The following is an 18,333-nucleotide window of genomic DNA, read 5'->3' as shown; positions in this document are numbered from 1 at the left end:
GTGGACGTCGACTGGGACGCGCTGCGGTCCGCCGCGCGCGAGGCCATGACGCACGCCTACGCCCCCTACTCGCGGTTCCCCGTCGGGGTGGCCGGACTGGTGGACGACGGCCGCGTGGTCACCGGCTGCAACGTGGAGAACGCCTCCTACGGGCTCGGTCTCTGCGCCGAGTGCGGGATGGTCAGCGACCTCGCCCGCACCGGTGGCGGCCGGCTGGTCGCGGTGGCCTGCGTGGGCGGGGACGGGCAGCCGCTGATGCCCTGCGGGCGCTGCCGGCAGCTGCTGTGGGAGCACGGTGGCGCCGACATGCTGATCGAGACGGTGTCGCTCGGCATCGTGCCGATGCGCGAGGTGCTGCCCGACGCGTTCGGCCCGGACGACCTGCTGGCGGCCGAGGCGCGGGGACAGCGATGAGCGCGTTCGACGCGATCGACGTCATCCGCGCGAAGCGGGACGGCGTCGAGCTGACCGGCGACCAGATCCGCTGGGTGATCGGCGCGTACACCGCCGGCGAGGTGCCCGACGAGCAGATCAGCGCCCTGCTGATGGCGGTGTTCTTCCGCGGCATGTCGCCGGCGGAGCTCGCCGTCTGGACCCAGGCGATGATCGACTCCGGCGAGCGCAAGGACCTCTCGTCGCTGGGCCGGCCGACCGCCGACAAGCACTCCACCGGCGGGGTCGGCGACAAGATCACCCTCCCGCTCGCGCCGCTGGTGGCGGCCTGCGGGGTGGTGGTGCCGCAGCTGTCCGGCCGCGGGCTCGGGCACACCGGCGGCACGCTGGACAAGCTGGAGGCCATCCCCGGCTGGCGGGCCGACGTGCACGAGGAGGCCTACCTCCGGCAGCTGCGGGAGGTCGGCGCGGTGGTCTGCGCGGCGGGCAACGACCTCGCGCCGGCGGACAAGAAGCTCTACGCGCTGCGCGACGTCACCGGCACCGTCGAGTCGATCCCGCTGATCGCCAGCTCGATCATGAGCAAGAAGATCGCCGAGGGCGCCGACGCGCTGGTGCTGGACGTGAAGACCGGCTCGGGCGCGTTCATGAAGGACCCCGAGGCCTCCCGCGAGCTGGCCCGCACGATGGTGGGGCTGGGGGAGGCGGCCGGCGTCCGCACGGTGGCGCTGGTGACCGCGATGGACCGCCCGCTGGGCCGGGCCGCGGGCAACGCCGTCGAGGTCGCCGAGTCCGTCGACGTGCTCGCCGGCGGCGGTCCGGCCGACGTCGTGGAGCTGACCCTCGCGCTGGCCGGGGAGATGCTCGCCGGTGCCGGCCGTGGCGACGTCGACCCCGCCGACGCGCTGGCCGACGGCCGGGCCATGGACGTGTGGCGGCGGATGATCGCCGCCCAGGGCGGGGACCCGGACGCACCGTTGCCGCGGCCCGCCGAGCGGCACGTGGTGACCGCCCCGGCCACCGGGACGCTCACCCGGCTGGACGCCTACGCCCTCGGTGTCGCCGCGTGGCGGCTGGGCGCCGGCCGGGCGCGCAAGGAGGACCCGGTCTCGGCCGCCGCCGGGGTGACCTGGACCGCGACGGTGGGGGAGCACGTGACGGCGGGCCAGCCGCTGCTCGAGCTGCACACCGACGACGCCGCCCGGATCCCGCGGGCGCTGGAGGCGCTGGAGGAGGCGGTCGGCGTGGACACCGACGACCGCCCGCTGCCGCTGGTCCTGGACCGCATCACCGGGTGAGCAGCGGCGAGGGGGAGACTGTCCTCTCGTGAGCAGTCCGACCGCGGTACCGACGGCGAGTGCCGCGCGCCGTACCGACGTCCCGCTGGACCCCGACGCCGCGATCTCGATCCGCGGGCTGGTGCGCCGCTACGGGGACTCCACCGCCGTGGACGGGCTGGACCTGGACATCCGCCGCGGCGAGATCTTCGCGCTGCTCGGCCCCAACGGCGCCGGCAAGACGACGACGGTCGAGATCTGCGAGGGCTTCCGCCGACGGGACGCCGGCGAGGTGCGGGTCCTGGGCACCGACCCCGCCACCGGCGGCCGGCGCTGGAAGGCCGAGCTCGGCATCGTGCTGCAGTCCGGTGCCGGCGACAGCCAGCTCACCTGCCGGGAGCTGCTGCGTGCGCAGGCGTCGTACTACGCCGACCCCCGCGACCCCGACGAGGTGCTCGAGCTGGTGGGGCTGACCGAGAAGGCCGGCGTCCGCGGCCGCACGCTGTCCGGGGGGCAGCGGCGCCGGCTGGACGTCGCCCTGGGGATCGTCGGCCGGCCCACGCTGCTGTTCCTCGACGAGCCGACGACCGGCTTCGACCCCGAGGCGCGGCGCCAGTTCTGGTCGCTGATCCGGTCGCTGCGGGATCTCGGCACCACGATGCTGCTCACCACCCACTACCTGGACGAGGCCGAGGCGCTCGCCGACCGCGTGGGGGTCATCGCCCGCGGCCGGCTGGCCGAGGTCGCCGTCCCCGCCGAGCTGGGCGGCCGGGGGAGCGCCCCCGTCGTCGTCAGCTGGACCGAGGACGGCGTCCGGCGCAGCGCGGAGACCCAGACGCCGACGGCGCTGGTCGGCGAGCTGGCCGGCCGCCTCGGCGGGGAGGTCCCCGACCTCACCGTCGCCCGGCCCACCCTCGAGGACGTGTACCTGCAGATGATCGGAGACCGGGCGTGACGGCCACACGGGAGCGGACCCTGCCCTCGGTGGTGGAGGTCTGCCGCACCCGGGCGGGGGTGGAGCTCAAGGAGTTCTTCCGGCAGCGCGAGTCGGTCGTCTTCACGCTGATGTTCCCGGTGATCCTGCTGCTGGTCTTCGGTGCGGTGCTCGACTACGACCTGGGCCACGGGGTGAAGTTCACCCAGTACTTCATGGCCGGCGTGATCGCCGCGGGCATCCTCGGCGCGAGCCTGCAGAACATGGCCATCAGCATCGCCGCGGAGCGCTCGGACGGGACGCTGAAGAGCCTCGCCGGGACGCCGATGCCCCGGAGCGCCTTCTTCGTCGGCAAGATCGTCCAGGTCCTCGTCGTCACCCTGGCGCTGATCGCGATCCTGCTGGTCATCGGCGTCCTGTTCTACGACGTCGACCTGCCGTCGGGCACGGGCTGGCTGACCTTCGCCTGGGTGACCACGCTCGGGTCGGCCGCCTGCACGCTGCTCGGCGTCGCCGTGTCGAGCCTGTGCCGCAACGGCCGGTCGGCCTCGGCCACGGTCACGCCCGTGGCGCTCTTCCTGCAGTTCATCTCCGGCGTCTTCTTCCTCTTCAGCGACGTCCCGGCCTGGCTGCAGACGGTGGCGGCGCTCTTCCCGCTGAAGTGGATGGCGCAGGGCCTGCGGTCGGTGTTCCTGCCCGACGTGCTGGCCGCCGAGGAGCCGGCCGGCAGCTGGGAGCTGGGGCGCGTCGCGCTCGTGCTGGGGCTCTGGTGCGTCGTGGGGCTGGCACTGTGCGTCCGCACCTTCCGCTGGCAGGACAGGGGAACCGACTGATGCCGCGCACACCGATCGCGGCCCCTGCGGCCGAGCAGCTGCGGCGCGCGCCGAAGGTGCTGCTGCACGACCACCTCGACGGCGGCCTGCGACCGCAGACGGTGCTCGAGCTGGCCGAGGAGATCGGCTACCGCGAGCTGCCCTCCGGTCACGCCGACACCCTCGGCACCTGGTTCCGGCAGGCCGCCGACTCCGGCTCGCTGGTCCGCTACCTGGAGACCTTCGCGCACACCGTCGGGGTGATGCAGCGGCCGGAGGCGGTCCGCCGGGTGGCCCGCGAGTGCGCGCTCGACCTGGCCGCCGACGGCGTCGTCTACGCCGAGGTCCGGATGGCGCCGGAGCTGCTGACCGCCGAGGGCACGCCGATCGAGGAGGCCGTCGAGGCGATCCTCGACGGCTTCGCGGCCGGCAGCGCCGAGGCCGCCGCGGCCGGGACGCCGATCCGGGTCGGCGCGCTGCTGTGCGCCATGCGCCAGTCCGACCGCTGGGACGAGGTGGCCGGGCTCGTCGTCCGCTACCGCGACGCCGGCGTCGTCGGCTTCGACCTGGCCGGCCCGGAGATCGGTTTCCCGCCCGACCGGCACCCCTCCGCCATCGCGCTGCTGGACCGCGCCGGGGCGCACCGCACGATCCACGCGGGGGAGGCCGCGGGCGTCGACAGCATCCGCGCCGCGCTCGACGGCGCCCGTGCCGAGCGGCTCGGGCACGGGGTGCGGATCGCCGACGAGGTCGGCGCCGACGGGACCCTCGGCCCACTGGCGCGGCGGGTGCTGGACGACCAGGTGCCGCTGGAGATCGCGCCGTCGTCCAACGTGCAGACCGGGGCCTACCCCTCGCTGGCCGACCACCCGGTCGACCGGCTGCACCGCGCCGGCTTCGCCGTCACCGTCAACACCGACAACCGGCTGATGAGCGGCGTGAGCGTGACCAGCGAGCTGGCCGACGTCGCCGCGACGTTCGGGTGGGGCTGGGACGACGTCCGGCGGGTCACCGAGCGGGCTCTGGCGGCGGCGTTCCTCGACGACGCCGAGCGGACCCGTCTGCTCACCGAGGTCGTCCGCCCCGGGTTCGCCGCACTGGCCCCCTGACCTGCGGGGTGACCACGGCCACCCTGCCCGGGGGAACAGCGCGGGGCCTCCCGCTGCTAACCTGGGTGTGCCGGCGAACGTCGGCCACCTCCCGGACAGTCCTGTCCGGGCACATGCGCATCCGTGCAGATCCAAGCGTCACAGCAGGCCGACACGCCCCAGTTGATGTAGCTGATCACCAGTGACGGCGCCGATCATCGGCAGCCAGCACCACACCACGGGACGTGCGCCGATCTGTATCGGAGTCCCCGCTTGTCTTCGTTCGACACTGTCGACGTCCAGAACACCCCGGAGTTCACCGCTCCCGAGAGCACCGGCCCCGAGGCCGCTCTCGAGTCCCCCGTCGAGGCGCCCGCCGCCGAGACCGCTGTCCCCACCGGCCCGTCCTTCGCCCAGCTGGGCCTGCCCCAGCAGCTGGTGAGCGCGCTGGCGCGCAAGGGCATCAGCCACCCCTTCGCCATCCAGACCGTCGCCCTGCCCGACGCCCTCGCCGGGCGTGACGTGCTCGGCAAGGCCGCCACCGGCTCCGGCAAGACGCTGGCCTTCGGTCTGCCCCTGCTCGCCCGCCTCGGCGCCGAGCCGGCCCAGGGCCGGCGCGACCCGCGCGGCCTGATCCTCGTGCCGACCCGCGAGCTGGCCCAGCAGGTGCACGACGCGCTGGCCCCGCTGGGTCAGTCCATCGGCGTCCAGCTGGCCGCCGTCTACGGCGGTGCCTCGATGTACCGCCAGATCCAGCAGATGCGCCGCGGCGTCGACGTCGTCATCGCCACCCCCGGTCGCCTGCAGGACCTGATCGAGCAGCGCGAGGTCACCCTCGCGGAGGTCTCGCTCTCGATCGTCGACGAGGCCGACTTCATGTCCGACCTCGGCTTCCTGCCGGTGGTCAAGGAGCTGCTCGACCAGACCCGCCCCGACGCCCAGCGGATGCTGTTCTCCGCGACGCTGGACGGCGAGGTCGACTCGCTGATCCGCCGCTACCTCAAGGACCCGGCGCGGCACGAGGTCAAGCGCGACGGCGACGAGGCCCCGCCGGCCGAGCACCTCGCCTACAGCGTCGCCTTCCGCGACAAGGTCCCGGTGACCCAGGAGCTGGCAGCCCGCCCAGGCCGGACGATCGTGTTCGTCCGCACCCAGCTCGGTGCCGACCGGCTGGCCGAGAACCTGCAGGCCGTGGGCATCAAGGCCGAGCCGATCCACGGTGGTCTGCCGCAGGCCGCCCGCCGCCGCGCGCTGGAGGCGTTCACCGACGCCCGCAGCCCGGTGCTGGTCGCCACCGACGTCGCCGCCCGTGGCATCCACGTCGACGACGTCTCGCTGGTCATCCACTACGACCCGCCGGCCGACCACAAGACCTACCTGCACCGCTCGGGCCGCACCGCCCGCGCCGGCGCCGGTGGCGTGGTCGTCTCGCTGCTGCTGCCCGACCAGGTCGGCCAGTCCAAGCGGCGCTTCCGCTCGGCCAAGGTCGACCCGGTCGTGAGCCGGGTCCGTCCCGGTGACGCCCCGATCGCCGAGCTGGTCGCCAAGGGCGTGCACGTGGAGCCCGTCGAGCGCCCGGTGCGCGAGTCGCGCCGGCCCGCCGGTGGACACGGTGGCCCCGGTGGCCGTCGTCCCCGCCGCGACGGCGAGCGTCCCCGCCGCGACGGTGACCGCCCGCGTCGTCCCTACGGCGACCGGCCGGCCGGCGAGCGGTCGGAGCGGCCCTACCGCTCCGAGCGTCCGGCCGGCGAGCGTCCCTCCGGCGACCGCCCGTACGGCGGCGAGCGCCGGTCCAGCTCGTACCGCGGCCAGAGCCGCCGCGTCGCCGAGTAACGGCACTCCAGCACCACCGCGAACGGCCGGTCCCGGATCCCGGGGCCGGCCGTTCGGCGTTCCCTAGGCTGCCGGGGATGAGCGAGGACGCCGTGCGGAGCGCCTACTCGGGCCTCGCCGAGCTGTACATCGAGCTGCTCGGGTCGATCGGGTCCGTGCACGCGGGGGACCTCGAGTTCATCGCCGGCCACCTCGGCGGGACGGCGGGGCCGGTCCTCGACCTCGGGTGCGGCCCCGGGCACCTCACGGGCTTCCTGCACTCCCTCGGCGCCGACGTCAGCGGGGTCGACCTGGTGCCCGAGTTCGTCGCGCACGCCCGTGCGGCGCACCCCGCGGTGCGCTTCGAGGTCGGGTCGCTGATGGACCTCGAGCGGGCCGACGGGTCGGTGGCGGGGGTCCTGGCCTGGTTCTGCCTCATCCACCTCGACCCGCGCGAACTGGACGGCGCCCTCGCCGCGATCCGGCGGCTCCTGGCCCCCGGCGGGACCCTCGTGCTGGGCATGTTCGAGGGTGCCGCCGTGGAGCCGTTCGACCACAAGGTGCTGACCGCCCACCGCTGGCCGGCCGACGAGCTGTCCGACCGGCTCGCGGGGAGCGGCTTCGCCGAGGTCGACCGCCTGTTCCGGGGGCAGGAGGGCGACCGGCGTCCCTACGTCGTCCTGGCCGCGCGAGCGGTCTAGCCCCGGCCGCCGAGCGCCGGAGCGGGGCGTCCCGCTAGTCGCGGAAGACCAGCGCGCCGCCGACCTCGCGGACGACCTCGTCCCAGTCGGCGCGCAGCGCGGCGGCGTCCTCGGCGCGCAGCGTCGCCTCCGGCTCCCGGTCCGCGAGGGCCACCGCCCGGCCCAGCGGTGCCGACGGCGCGAGCAGCTCACCGACCCGGGCGAGGTCGGCGTACTCGGCGACGTCGCGCACACCCTCCACCGGCTGCAGCAGCGCCTCGTGCCGGACCAGCCCGGCGGCGCCGTCGGCCACCTCGCCGAGGACCTCGGCGAGCTCGGTGAGGTCGTAGCGGTCCTGGTCGGCGGGAACCGGCGGGACGTCCGTGGCGGCGACCTCGGGCCACGAGGCGATGCCCGTCAGGTCGTGCTCCTCGTCGCCGGCGCAGAAGCGGGCCAGCTCGGCCGGGGTGGCGAACAGGTAGATCTCGCCGTCGCGGCCGAGGAAGCGGGCCTCGTCCTCGACGTAGCAGCGCAGCGTCAGCCCCGCGCCCTCGGGCACGACGAGTTCGACCGGCAGGATGCCCACGCCCTCCCAGAACTCCGCCGCGGCCGCGGCCACCGCCGGCGGGGCGGTGATCCGGGCACCGCCGCTGATCGTGCTCGTGCCCGCGCTCGCCTCTGGGGCGGCCGCGACGGGCGCGGCGGCAGCGGGGACGGCGGCCGGCCGCTCGTCGGCGCCGTCGTCGTCGTCGCGGTCGGGGTCGAGCTCGTCGCCCTCGTCGTCCAGCTCGTCGTCCTCGAGGGACTCGGCGGCCGAGGGGTAGTCGTCCAGGCCGACCGTGCCCGCCCCGGTCCAGTCGAGGTGCGCGGACAGCTCCTCGACGACGTCCTCCCACAGCTCGTCCAGCGCGGAGCCCATGCCCACCCAGGCGTCCTCGCCGGCACGACCGGCGAACGCCTCGACGCCGAGGCCCAGCGAGCCGACCTCGGGACGGGCGACCAGCTCGGCCAGCGCCTCGAACTCGCCCTCGCGTCCGGTGGCGTCGGCCGAGGGACGGGTCTCGAGCTCCACGTCGGGGTCGACGTCGCGGGCGTCGTCGTCGGCCGCCAGGTCCTCGTCGTCCAGGTCCTCGCCGAGTTCGTCGTCCAGCTCGTCGTCGTCGGCGGTGTCGAGGCACTCGGCCAGCCGGCTGACGATGTCGATCGTGGCGGCGAGCTCCTCGACGGCCCAGCGGTCCGGGTTCTCGGCGGCGATGTCGTAGACGCCGTCGAGGTCGTAGCGGTGGTCGTCGTCCGGGGTCAGGTCGGCCGCGCCCAGACCGGTGACGACCGGCCACACCGGGTGGTCGGCGAGGTCGTGGTCGGTCGCGGTGCGGCAGAACGACGCCAGCGCCGCCGGGGTCGGGAAGAGGTGCACGCGGGCCGCGTCGTCCTCGGTGGTGCCGAGGAACGCCTGCCACTCCTCGCCGTCCTCCTCCCACGGCGGAGCCCAGAGGGTGTAGCCCGTCCGGTCGTCGAGGGTGAGCGCGATGGGCACGATGCTTGGCCTGGCCACGCGCACATCCTGCCCGGTGGGCCTGGGAGCCCGCTGCCCGGTTCTAGAACCCCTTCGGGTGCCACACCGTCTTGGTCTCCAGGAACGCGCGCATCCGGGTGAGTCCGGGGTCGCCCGCCCAGTCCGGCTCCTCCGCCGGTGGCCGCAGCACGCGCTTGATGCTGCCGGCCGCCTCGCGCTCGAACTCCATGGCCCGTCCGGGCGGGGCGCCGGTCAGGTCGATGGCGTCGACGTCGTCGTGCTCGGCCAGCCAGGAGCCCAGCTCGGCGGCGTCGCCGGTGAGGAGGTTGACGACCCCACCCGGCACGTCGCTGGTGGCCAGCACCTCGCCGAGGGTCACCGCCGGCAGCGGCCGCGCCTTCGAGGTGACGACGACGGCCGTGTTGCCGCTGGCGAGGACCGGCGCGAGCACGCTGACCAGGCCGAGCAGCGACGAGCGCTGGGGAGCCAGCACCGCCACCACGCCGGTCGGCTCGGGCAGCGAGAAGTCGAAGTACGGGCCGGCGACGGGGTTGGCGCTGCCGAGGACGGCGGCCAGCTTGTCGGTCCACCCGGCGTACCAGACCCAGCGGTCGATCGCGGCGTCGACGGCGGCGCGGGCCTTGCCCGTCGACAGCCCCTCGCCGGCGGCGACCTCCTCGCAGAACTGCGCGTGCCGGCCCTCCATCACCTCGGCGACCCGGTAGAGCACCTGGCCACGGTTGTAGGCGGTGGCGCCCGACCAACCAGCGAAGGCGGCGCGGGCGGCCACGACGGCGTCCCGGGCGTCCTTGCGGGAGGCCCGGGCGGCGTTGGCGAGGAAGGCGCCCTTGCTGTCGGTCACCTCGTACGTCCGGCCCGACTCCGAGCGGGGGAAGGCCCCGCCGAGGTACAGCTTGTAGGTCTTGCGGACGGCGAGCCGCTCGTTGCCGATCACTGTCCATCCTCCGAGGCCAGGTAGGAGGCCAGCCCGTGCCGGCCGCCCTCGCGGCCGTAGCCGGACTGCTTGTAGCCGCCGAACGGCGACGTCGGGTCGAACTGGTTGAACGTGTTGGCCCACACCACGCCGGCGCGCAGCTTGTCCGCGATGGCGAGGATCCGCGAGCCCTTCTCCGACCAGATGCCGGCGGACAGGCCGTACGTGGTGTTGTTCGCCTTCGCCACCGCCTCGTCCGGGGTGCGGAAGGTGAGCACCGACAGCACCGGGCCGAACACCTCGTCGCGGGCGATCCGGTGCGCGGCGGAGACGTCGGTGAAGACGGTCGGCGGGAACCAGAAGCCGCGGTCGGGCAGGTCGCAGGCCGGCTGCCAGCGGGTGGCGCCCTCCGCCTCGCCGATGTCGGAGAGCTCGCGGATGCGGGCGAGCTGCTCGGCGGAGTTGATCGCGCCGATGTCGGTGTTCTTGTCCAGCGGGTCCCCGACGCGCAGGGTGCCGATCCGCCGCTGCAGCGCCGCGACGACCTCGTCGTGCACGTTCTCCTGCACCAGCAGCCGGGAGCCCGCGCAGCAGACGTGGCCCTGGTTGAAGAAGATGCCCTGCACGATGCCCTCGACGGCCTGGTCGATCGGGGCGTCGTCGAACACGATGTTCGCCGCCTTGCCGCCGAGCTCCAGGGTCAGCTTCTTGCGGGTGCCGGCGACCGCGCGGGCGATCGAGCGGCCGACCTCGGTGGACCCGGTGAACGCCACCTTGTCGACGTCGTCGTGCTCGACGACCGCACGCCCGGTGTCACCGGCGCCGGTCACGATGTTCACCACACCCGGCGGCAGGTCGGCCTGCCGGCACACCTCGGCGAACAGCAGCGCGGTCAGCGGGGTGGTCTCGGCCGGCTTCAGGACGACGGTGTTGCCGGTGGCCAGCGCCGGCGCGATCTTCCACGCCAGCATGAGCAGCGGGAAGTTCCAGGGGATGACCTGACCGGCCACACCGAGCGGTCGAGGCGCCGGACCGAGGCCCGCGTGCTCGAGCTTGTCGGCCCAGCCCGCGTGGTAGAAGAAGTGCGCCGCAGCCAGGGGGACGTCGACGTCGCGGGACTCCCGGATCGGCTTGCCGTTGTCCAGCGACTCCAGGACGGCGAACTCCCGCGCGCGCTCCTGCAGCAGCCGGGCGATGCGGAACAGGTACTTCCCGCGGTCGGCCGGGCGCATCGGCCCCCACACGCGGGAGAACGCGCGGCGGGCGGCCTTCACGGCGCGGTCGACGTCGGCGTCGGTGCCGACGGCGATCTCGCTGAGCACCTCCTCGGTCGCCGGGTTGACCGTCTTCATGGCCTCGCCGGTGCCGTCGACGAACTCGCCGTCGATGAACAGGCCGTAGCTGGGGGCGATGTCGACGATCGACCGCGACTCGGGGGCGGGGGCGTACTCGAAGACGCTGCTCATCAGTCGACGCTCACGTGGTCGGGGCCGGAGTAGTGGCCGGTGCGGAGCTTCTGCCGCTGCAGGAGCAGGTCGTTGAGCAGGCTGGAGGCGCCGATGCGGAACCAGTCGGGGGTCAGCCAGTCGGGCCCGGCGGTCTCGTTGACCAGCACGAGGTGCTTGATGGCGTCCTTCGTCGTCCGGATGCCGCCGGCGGGCTTGACGCCGACCTGGCGGCCGGTGGCGGCGCGGAAGTCGCGGACGGCCTCCATCATGACCAGGCAGACGGGCAGGGTGGCGGCCGGCGAGATCTTGCCGGTGGAGGTCTTGATGAAGTCGCCGCCGGCCAGCATCGCCAGCCAGGAGGCGCGGCGGACGGCGTCGAGCGTGACCAGCTCGCCGGTCTCGAGGATCACCTTGAGGTGGGCGTCGCCGCACGCCTCCTTCACCGCCACGATCTCGTCGAAGACGTCGAGGTAGCGGCCGGAGAGGAAGGCGCCGCGGTCGATGACCATGTCGATCTCGTCGGCGCCGTTCGCGACGGCGTCCCGGACGTCGGCCAGCTTCACGGCGAGGCTCGCGCGGCCGCTGGGGAAGGCGGTGGCGACGGCGGCGACGTTGATGCCGGTGCCGGCCAGCGCCTCCTTCGCGATGCCCGCGAGGTCGCCGTAGACGCAGACCGCGGCGACCGGCGGGCAGCCGGGGTCGGTCGGGTCGGGACGGCGGGCCTTGGCCGCGAGCGAGCGCACCTTGCCCGGGGTGTCGGCGCCCTCGAGCGTGGTCAGGTCGACCATCGAGATGGCGGTGTCGATCGCCCAGGCCTTCGCCGTGGTCTTGATCGACCGGGTGCCGAGCATGGTCACGCGGGAGGAGGCGCCGACCTGGTCGACCCCGGGGAGGCCGTGCAGGAAGGCGCGGAAGGCCGACTCGGACCGGGTCACGTCCGCGTACGGGGTCGGCGGTTCGCGCCGCGGCGGGGTCCCCGCCGTCAGGGCGTCCGGATCGAGCACGTGCGTCATGGGGCCATCATCCCCTGCCGAGGGCCCGTGCCCGGAGCTCGCCCACCCGCCCGGGTGGGCGAGCGCCGCCCGGGTTCAGGCGGGGGTGACGGCGAACTGGGCCCGGAGTACTGCGAGGTTGGCCTGCATCTGCGGGCGCATGTCCCGGTGCTGGGGGAGCAGCGCCCCGGTGAACGCCTTCAGCGGCCGGGGCAGGGGCTTGGTGATCGTGTAGCTGTGGGTGACCCGGGTGCCGCCGTCGGCCGGTTCGAGGTCGTACCGCCAGGTGGTGGAGTCGGGGATGAGCGCGGTGGGCATCGTCCGGAAGGCGAACGCCCGGCCCGGGTCGGCGACGAGCACCTCGCACCGCCGGGACCAGCTCGTCGCCCACTGAGCCCGGTTGGAGCCGACGAAGACGGACCCGACCTCGCCCGCCGCGGCACCGGGCAGCCAGACCGCGGAGTGGCACTCCGGGCTGCGCTCGCCGATGCGGGTCACGTCGGCGACCACGGCGTAGACGGCGTCGGCGGGGGCGGCCACGACGAGCTCGACCGAGCCGGAGGTCAGCCAGGGACGGGAGGTCACGGCGGCACCGTGGACCAGGCCCCCCGCCGGGTCAAGGGGTCGCTACGGTGGCGCGCGTGCAGCTGACCGTCGTCGACCACCCGCTCGCCCGTGCCCGGCTCTCCCGCATGCGGGACGAGCGCACCGACAACGCGGCCTTCCGCGCGGCGCTGCAGGACCTCACCCAGATGCTGGTCTACGAGGCCACCCGCGACCTGGCCGTCGCCGAGGAGCCGATCCGCACGCCGGTCACGGACACCACCGGCTACCGGATCGCCGCGCCGCCGCTGATCGTGCCGGTGCTGCGCGCGGGCCTGGGCATGGCCGACGAGGCGCACCGGATGCTGCCCGAGTCGCAGATGGGCTTCGTCGGCCTGGCCCGCAACGAGACGACCTTCCAGCCCGAGGCCTACATGGCCTCGCTGCCGGAGACCCTGGTCGACCGGCACGTGTTCGTCCTCGACCCGATGCTGGCCACCGGCGGCTCGCTCGTGCACTGCTGCGGGCTGCTCACCGAGCGCGGCGCCACCGAGATCACCGTCCTCTGCGTGCTGGCCGCACCCGAGGGGCTGCGCCGGCTGGAGGAGAGCGGCCTGCCGCTGCGGGTGTTCACCACCAGCATCGACGAGGGCCTCAACGAGAACGCCTACATCGTGCCGGGGCTGGGCGACGCCGGGGACCGTCAGTTCGGCGCGGTCTGACCGTGCGCTTCGCCGTCCTGGGCACCGGTTTCTGGGCCCGGGAGGTCCACGCCCGTGCGCTGGCCGGGCACCCGGACGCCGAGCTGGTCGCCGTCTGGGGCCGGGACCGGGGCCGGGCGCGGGAGGCCGGCGCGGAGTTCGAGGTGCCGGGCACCGACGACCTGGACGCCGTCCTCGACGACGTCGACGCGGTCTCGATCGCCCTGCCGCCCGACGTCCAGGCCCCGCTCGCCGAGCGGGCCGCCGCCGCGGGCAAGCACCTGCTGCTGGAGAAGCCGACCGGGCTGAGCCTGCCCGTCGCCGACCGGCTCGCCGCCGCGGTGCGCGAGGCCGGGGTGGCGTCGGTGGTCTTCTTCACGATGCGCTTCCAGGACGCCACCTCGACCTGGCTCGCCCAGGCCGCCCGCACCCGGCTCGCGGGTGGGTCGGCCAGCTGGCTCGGATCGATCGCGGGGTCGCCGTTCGCCGCGTCGGCCTGGCGGCAGGAGCACGGCGCGCTGTGGGACATCGGCCCGCACGTGCTCTCCCTGCTGGTGCCCACGCTCGGCCCGGTGGTCGCGGTCCAGGCGGGGGCGGGCCTGCGCGACACCGTGCACCTCGTGCTGCACCACCCCGAGGGCGTCGCCAGCACCGTCACCGTCTCCCACACCGTGTCGCCCATGTCGGCCGGCACGGAGTTCTCCGTGCACGGCGACGCCGGCCGGCTCGTGCTCCTGCCGCAGCTGGACGCCGGGATCGAGTCCTTCCGGGTCGCCGTCGACGAGCTGCAGGCGGCCGCGCTCACCGGCGCCGCGCACCCGCTCGACGTCTCCTTCGGCCGGGACGTCGTCGCGGTCCTCGCCGCCGCGGAGCGGTCCCTGGCCACGGGGTGCCGGGAGACCGTCGGGAGCTGACCGGTCAGGCCCGGCGGCGCCACCACAGCGCCAGCCCGCCGGCCGCCAGCAGGACGAGGACCGCGACGGCGGTCGCCACCGGCGCGGTCAGCAGATCCGCCCACCGGTCGAGGTGCTCCACCGACGCGCCGGCACCCACCTGCAGCACGGTGCTCGGCACGAGACCGAGGGCGGTCGCCGCGACGTAGGGCCCCGGACGGACGGCGGACAGGCCCGCGCCGTAGCTGACGACGGTGAACGGCGCCGCCGGGAAGAGCCGCAGGGCCAGGACCGTGCCGAAGCCGCGGGTGCCGAGGAACCGGTCGGTCGCCGCGATCCGGGGGCCGGCCAGCGCGGCGACCGCCGGTCGGCCGAGCAGCCGGGCGAGCGCGAAGGCGCCGATCCCGCCCAGCAGCCCCCCGGCCAGCGAGATCGCCAGGCCGCCCCAGAAGCCGGCGACCAGCCCGGCCAGCACGGAGAGGGCGGTGCGGGGGACCGGCCCGAGGAGGGCGACGCCGACGCCCAGGGTCAGCAGCAGCGGACCCGCCGGGCCGCTGCGGTCGAGCCACGCGCGGGCGGAGTCGACGGCGGGCAGGTCGACCGTCGCGACGACGACCACCCCCGCGCCGACGAGGAGGGCCAGCAGCCCGGCGCGCAGCCACGTGCCGGCGTCCCTGCTCACTCCTTGAAGACGACGAGCCGCAGCATCACGAAGTTGACGGCGGTGCCGAACCCCTGCGAGACGGCCCAGGCGAGGGTCTTCTGCCAGCTGCTCTCGGGCAGCACCGCCAGCGCGAGCTCGTTCACGCCGAGGATGACGAAGAACGTCGTCCCGTAGAGGAGGGCGAAGCCCGTCGCCCGCCGCGCCCCGCCCTCGACCTGGAAGGCCCACCGCCGGTTGAGCGCGTAGGCCGTGGTGGTGCCGGCGATGAAGCTGATCGCCCGGGCGGCCGTCGTCCAGAGCCCCAGGTGCAGGCCCAGCGTGTAGACGGAGAGGTCGACCACCGCGCCGAGCAGGCCGACGGCGACGAACCGCACCAGCTGGTCCAGCAGCCCGCGGCGGCCGCCGGTCTCCTCCGGTGCGGTCACGGGGCGCCGAGCCGGTCGGCCAGCTCGCCGAAGGAGACCACGGAGAAGTCGGCGTCCGGGTCGGAGGCCGGCGGTGTCCGGCGCCCGCCGAATTCGGCCGGCCGGTGCACGTACGCGGTACGCAGGCCCCGGTCGCGGGCGGCGGCCAGGTCGGAGACGTGCGCCGCCACCATGAGCACCTGTCCCGGCTCCAGGCCGAGGAGCCGGGGCGCGGAGTCGTACACCTCCGCGTCGGGCTTGTAGTGCCCGACGACCTCGGCGCCGAGGACGGCGTCCCAGGGCAGCCCCGACCGGCGGGCGAGCGCGACCTGCAGCGCGATGCCGCCGTTGGAGAGCGGGGCGAGCACGAACCGGGGCGAGAGCCGTCGCATGCCGGGGACGACGTCGGGCCAGGCGTCGAGCCGGTGCCAGGCGAGCACCAGCTCGTCGCGGACGGCGGCCGGGACGTCGTCGGCGCCGTGCTCGGCGAGCACCTCGTCGACCGACTCGCGGTGCAGGACGTCGAGCGTCGCGTAGGGGCGGCGGCCGGTGCGCACCTCGTCCATCGAGGGGGAGTAGCGCCCCCGCCAGTCGTCGGCGAACCGCTCGGCGTCCACCCGGTCGCCCAGCAGCCGGGTCATCTCGCGGGCGACCCCGGAGCGCCAGTCGACGACGGTGCCGAAGACGTCGAACACCAGGGCGCGGACCTCGTCCATCACAACCCCAGCGCCGCGGACATCTCGGCGCGCAGCGCGTCGAGCTCGTCGGCGCCGCGGCCGCGGGCGGCGATCACCCCGGCGTCGTCGTGCACCGGAACGACGGTCTCCAGGTAGGCCTTGAGCTTCGGCTCGGTGCCGCTGGGCCGGACGACCACCCGCACGCCGTCGCCGAGCAGGCGGACGGCGTCCACCGGCGGGTCCTCGTGCGCCAGGTCGGTCGCGGTGACCGGCCGGCCGAGCAGCGTGGCGGGTGGCTGGGCGCGCAGCCGGGCCATCGCGGCGCCGATCAGGGAGAGGTCCTCGACGCGGGCCGAGAGCTGGCCGGTGGCGAACAACCCGTGCTCGACGGCCAGCTCGTCGAGCCGGTCGAGCAGTGTGCGCCCGTCGGCCTTCAGCTCGGCGGCCAGCAGCGCCACGGCGAGTGCGGCGGAGATGCCGTCCTTGTCGCGGACCACGCCGGGGGCAACCGCGTAGCCCAGCGCCTCCTCGTAGCCGAAGACCAGCGGCCGATCGGCCTCACCGGCGCGGATGATCCACTTGAAGCCGGTCGGGGTCTCGGCGAACGGCACCCCGTGCGCGGTGGCCAGCGCCGACAGCAGCGATCCGCTGACCAGCGAGGCCGCGTAGGTGCCGCGCACGCCGCGGCGCAGCAGCCAGTCGGCCAGCAGGCCGCCGACCTCGTCGCCGGTCAGCTGCCGTCCGCCGCAGACGACCGAGCACCGGTCGGCGTCGGGGTCCTGGGCGATCGCGACGTCGGCGCCGGTGCGCTCGGCGACCGCCAGCAGCAGGTCGACCGCGCCGGGCTCCTCCGGGTTGGGGAAGGCGACGGTCGGGAAGCGGGGGTCCGGGGAGTCCTGCTCGGGGACGGCGGCCGGGGCGGCGAACCCGGCGGCGGCGAAGAGGGTGCGGGTGGTCGAGGACCCCACACCGTGCATCGCGGTGTAGGCGATCCGCAGGGCCGCGCGGTCGGCGGCGGGCACGCGGTCGGGTGCCAGGGCGGCCAGCACCGCGGAGACGTAGTCGCCCTCGACGTCGTCGTCCAGGGTGAGCCAGTCGTCCGAGAGTGGGATCTCCCGGGCGGGGCCGGCCGCGGTGATCGCGGCCTCGATCTCGCTGTCGGCCGGGGGCACCAGCTGGGCGCCGTCATCGAGGTAGACCTTGTAGCCGTTGTCGTCGGGCGGGTTGTGGCTGGCCGTCACCATGATCCCGGCGGCGCAGCCGAGGTGGCGGACCGCGAAGGCCAGCACCGGGGTCGGGAGCGGCCGCGGAAGCACCTGGACGGCGAACCCGGCGCCGGAGAGCACGGCGGCCGAGATGCGGGCGAACTCGTCGGAGCGGCGGCGCGCGTCGAAGCCGATGACGACCCCGCCACCGGCATGGCCGGCGCCCTCGAGGTATCTCGCGAGCCCGGCGGCCGCCCGGGTGACCACGGCGGCGTTCATCCCCGCGGGACCGGCGCGCAGGGGGCCACGGAGCCCGGCGGTGCCGAAGGTGAGCGGACCGGCGAAGCGGCGGGCGAGCTCGGTCAGGTCCCCGGCCGCGACCAGCGCCTCGATCTCGGTGCGGTCGCCGGGGTGCGGGTCGGCCGCCGCCCAGGCCCGCGCCTCGTCGAGCAGGCTCACGGCAGCCGGCTCACCAGCTCGACCAGGAAGTGGCCCATCCGCCCGGCGGCCTCCTTGCCGGCGGCGAGGACCTCCTCGTGGTTCAGCGCCTCGCCGGTGATGCCGGCCGCCGCGTTGGTGACCAGCGACAGGCCGAACACCTCCATGCCGGCCGCCCGTGCCGCGATCGCCTCGAGTGCCGTGGACATGCCGACGAGGTCGGCGCCGAGCGTCCGCAGCATGCGGATCTCGGCGGGCGTCTCGAAGTGCGGACCGGGCAGCGCCGCGTACACGCCCTCGGTCAGCGACGGGTCGATCTGTCGCGCGAGCTCGCGGAGCCGCGCCGAGTACAGGTCGGTGAGGTCGACGAACGTCGGACCGACCAGCGGCGAGCGCGCGGTGAGGTTGAGGTGGTCGCTGATCAGCACCGGCTGGCCGACGCGGTGCTCGGGCGCGAGGCCGCCGGCGGCGTTGGTGAGGATGACGGTGCGCACGCCCACGGCCGCCGCCGTGCGCACGCCGTGGACGACCGAGGAGACGCCGCGGCCCTCGTAGAGGTGCGTGCGGCCCAGGAACAGGAGCACGCGGCGCGAGCCCACCCGCACCGAGCGGACCTCCCCGCCGTGCCCGGCGACGGTCGGCACGGCGAAGCCCCGCAGGTCCTCGATGGCGACGGTGGACTCGGCGGCGCCGAAGGCCTCCGCGGCGGGGGCCCAGCCCGAGCCCATGACGACGGCGGTGTCGTGCCCTCCGCCGAACGCGTCATCGAGGTCCTCGGCGGCCAGCCGGGCGAGGGTCGCGGGATCAGGGCCGGTGGACACGTCGCTCACCCGCGCGACGGTAACGCAGCGCGGACGGTCGCCCGGCGCGCACGCCGCCTGCCCCACCGGAGGGTCTCCGGTGGGGTCGTGGACGGGTGCGC

At 75.0% G+C, this 18,333-nt stretch carries 19 protein-coding genes; 9 read left to right on the top strand and 10 right to left on the bottom strand.

Annotated features, from left to right (window positions below; translation table 11 throughout):
• The 7 genes from N555_RS0120445 to N555_RS0120415 all read left to right on the top strand — a co-directional run bounded on the left by N555_RS0120445 (nt 1) and on the right by N555_RS0120415 (nt 7,017).
• Nucleotides 1-414: a cytidine deaminase gene (locus N555_RS0120445; RefSeq protein ID WP_029433356.1), complete on the top strand. Its 414-nt coding sequence runs from the start codon at nt 1-3 to the stop codon at nt 412-414.
• Nucleotides 411-1,691 (top strand): thymidine phosphorylase, encoded by a 1,281-nt coding sequence (locus N555_RS0120440; RefSeq protein WP_029433355.1) that lies wholly within the window; start codon nt 411-413, stop codon nt 1,689-1,691. The genes N555_RS0120445 and N555_RS0120440 overlap by 4 nt, the downstream gene beginning before the upstream one ends.
• Before the next feature lie 28 nt (nt 1,692-1,719).
• A complete protein-coding gene (locus N555_RS0120435; protein WP_197029107.1) occupies nt 1,720-2,625 on the top strand; it encodes an ABC transporter ATP-binding protein in 906 nt (301 codons plus the stop codon).
• The gene (locus N555_RS0120430) at nt 2,622-3,437 is read left to right on the top strand and encodes an ABC transporter permease (protein ID WP_051684304.1); all 816 of its coding nucleotides are present in this window, start codon (nt 2,622-2,624) and stop codon (nt 3,435-3,437) included. Before N555_RS0120435 ends, N555_RS0120430 begins: the two co-directional genes overlap by 4 nt.
• Nucleotides 3,437-4,525: an adenosine deaminase gene (locus N555_RS0120425; protein ID WP_029433352.1), complete on the top strand. Its 1,089-nt coding sequence runs from the start codon at nt 3,437-3,439 to the stop codon at nt 4,523-4,525. Before N555_RS0120430 ends, N555_RS0120425 begins: the two co-directional genes overlap by 1 nt.
• Nucleotides 4,526-4,777: 252 nt before the next feature.
• Nucleotides 4,778-6,337 (top strand): DEAD/DEAH box helicase, encoded by a 1,560-nt coding sequence (locus tag N555_RS0120420; protein WP_029433351.1) that lies wholly within the window; start codon nt 4,778-4,780, stop codon nt 6,335-6,337.
• 77 nt (nt 6,338-6,414) lie between these two features.
• Entirely contained in the window at nt 6,415-7,017 is a 603-nt protein-coding gene (locus N555_RS0120415) for a class I SAM-dependent methyltransferase (RefSeq protein WP_029433350.1), read from the top strand.
• 34 nt (nt 7,018-7,051) lie between these two features.
• Here N555_RS0120415 and N555_RS0120410 read toward each other — a convergent pair whose 3' ends face one another.
• From N555_RS0120410 to N555_RS0120390, 5 genes are all read right to left on the bottom strand, one after another.
• Nucleotides 7,052-8,551, bottom strand: coding sequence for a hypothetical protein (locus tag N555_RS0120410; RefSeq protein ID WP_029433349.1), 1,500 nt, complete (start codon nt 8,549-8,551; stop codon nt 7,052-7,054).
• A 43-nt stretch (nt 8,552-8,594) separates the two neighbouring features.
• The gene (locus N555_RS0120405) at nt 8,595-9,467 is read right to left on the bottom strand and encodes an aldehyde dehydrogenase family protein (RefSeq protein ID WP_231503048.1); all 873 of its coding nucleotides are present in this window, start codon (nt 9,465-9,467) and stop codon (nt 8,595-8,597) included.
• On the bottom strand, nt 9,464-10,912 hold the full coding sequence (locus N555_RS0120400) for an aldehyde dehydrogenase family protein (protein ID WP_029433347.1): 1,449 nt from the start codon (nt 10,910-10,912) through the stop codon (nt 9,464-9,466). Before N555_RS0120400 ends, N555_RS0120405 begins: the two co-directional genes overlap by 4 nt.
• Nucleotides 10,912-11,907: a deoxyribose-phosphate aldolase gene (gene deoC / locus N555_RS0120395; protein ID WP_029433346.1), complete on the bottom strand. Its 996-nt coding sequence runs from the start codon at nt 11,905-11,907 to the stop codon at nt 10,912-10,914. Before deoC ends, N555_RS0120400 begins: the two co-directional genes overlap by 1 nt.
• 75 nt (nt 11,908-11,982) lie before the next feature.
• On the bottom strand, nt 11,983-12,471 hold the full coding sequence (locus N555_RS0120390) for an SRPBCC family protein (RefSeq protein WP_029433345.1): 489 nt from the start codon (nt 12,469-12,471) through the stop codon (nt 11,983-11,985).
• 56 nt (nt 12,472-12,527) lie between these two features.
• On the opposite strand from N555_RS0120390, the gene upp reads away from it, so the two are divergent.
• Nucleotides 12,528-13,151, top strand: a complete 624-nt coding sequence (gene upp, locus N555_RS0120385) for a uracil phosphoribosyltransferase (RefSeq protein ID WP_029433344.1) — start codon at nt 12,528-12,530, stop codon at nt 13,149-13,151.
• 2 nt (nt 13,152-13,153) lie between these two features.
• On the top strand, nt 13,154-14,044 hold the full coding sequence (locus N555_RS0120380) for a Gfo/Idh/MocA family protein (RefSeq protein WP_029433343.1): 891 nt from the start codon (nt 13,154-13,156) through the stop codon (nt 14,042-14,044).
• Nucleotides 14,045-14,048: 4 nt separating this feature from the next.
• On the opposite strand, the gene N555_RS26280 is transcribed toward N555_RS0120380, so the two are convergent.
• The 5 genes from N555_RS26280 to N555_RS0120355 are packed head-to-tail and all read right to left on the bottom strand — an operon-like array spanning nt 14,049 to nt 18,241.
• The gene (locus N555_RS26280; RefSeq protein WP_051684303.1) at nt 14,049-14,705 is read right to left on the bottom strand and encodes a TVP38/TMEM64 family protein; all 657 of its coding nucleotides are present in this window, start codon (nt 14,703-14,705) and stop codon (nt 14,049-14,051) included.
• Nucleotides 14,702-15,112 (bottom strand): GtrA family protein, encoded by a 411-nt coding sequence (locus N555_RS0120370; RefSeq protein WP_029433341.1) that lies wholly within the window; start codon nt 15,110-15,112, stop codon nt 14,702-14,704. The genes N555_RS26280 and N555_RS0120370 overlap by 4 nt, the downstream gene beginning before the upstream one ends.
• Nucleotides 15,109-15,807, bottom strand: coding sequence for a haloacid dehalogenase type II (locus tag N555_RS0120365; protein WP_029433340.1), 699 nt, complete (start codon nt 15,805-15,807; stop codon nt 15,109-15,111). Before N555_RS0120365 ends, N555_RS0120370 begins: the two co-directional genes overlap by 4 nt.
• A complete protein-coding gene (locus N555_RS0120360; protein ID WP_029433339.1) occupies nt 15,807-17,432 on the bottom strand; it encodes a phospho-sugar mutase in 1,626 nt (541 codons plus the stop codon). The genes N555_RS0120365 and N555_RS0120360 overlap by 1 nt, the downstream gene beginning before the upstream one ends.
• Complete coding sequence (locus N555_RS0120355) at nt 17,429-18,241, bottom strand: purine-nucleoside phosphorylase (protein WP_029433338.1); 813 nt, start codon at nt 18,239-18,241, stop codon at nt 17,429-17,431. The genes N555_RS0120360 and N555_RS0120355 overlap by 4 nt, the downstream gene beginning before the upstream one ends.
• Nucleotides 18,242-18,333: the final 92 nt, after the last annotated feature.

The sequence above is a fragment of the Blastococcus sp. URHD0036 genome (genome assembly GCF_000701365.1).
Taxonomy (GTDB): Bacteria; Actinomycetota; Actinomycetes; order Mycobacteriales; family Geodermatophilaceae; genus Trujillonella.
This window is presented reverse-complemented; position numbering and strand designations above follow the sequence as displayed.

Excerpts from the sequence above, each read along its gene's own strand:
- N555_RS0120425 (WP_029433352.1), top strand. The coding sequence starts at position 3,437 with ATGCCGCGCACACCGATCGCGGCCCCTGCGGCCGAGCAGCTGCGGCGC.
- N555_RS0120400 (WP_029433347.1), bottom strand. The coding sequence starts at position 10,912 with ATGAGCAGCGTCTTCGAGTACGCCCCCGCCCCCGAGTCGCGGTCGATC.
- deoC (WP_029433346.1), bottom strand. The coding sequence starts at position 11,907 with ATGACGCACGTGCTCGATCCGGACGCCCTGACGGCGGGGACCCCGCCG.
- N555_RS0120365 (WP_029433340.1), bottom strand. The coding sequence starts at position 15,807 with ATGGACGAGGTCCGCGCCCTGGTGTTCGACGTCTTCGGCACCGTCGTC.
- N555_RS0120440 (WP_029433355.1), top strand. The coding sequence starts at position 411 with ATGAGCGCGTTCGACGCGATCGACGTCATCCGCGCGAAGCGGGACGGC.
- N555_RS0120415 (WP_029433350.1), top strand. The coding sequence starts at position 6,415 with ATGAGCGAGGACGCCGTGCGGAGCGCCTACTCGGGCCTCGCCGAGCTG.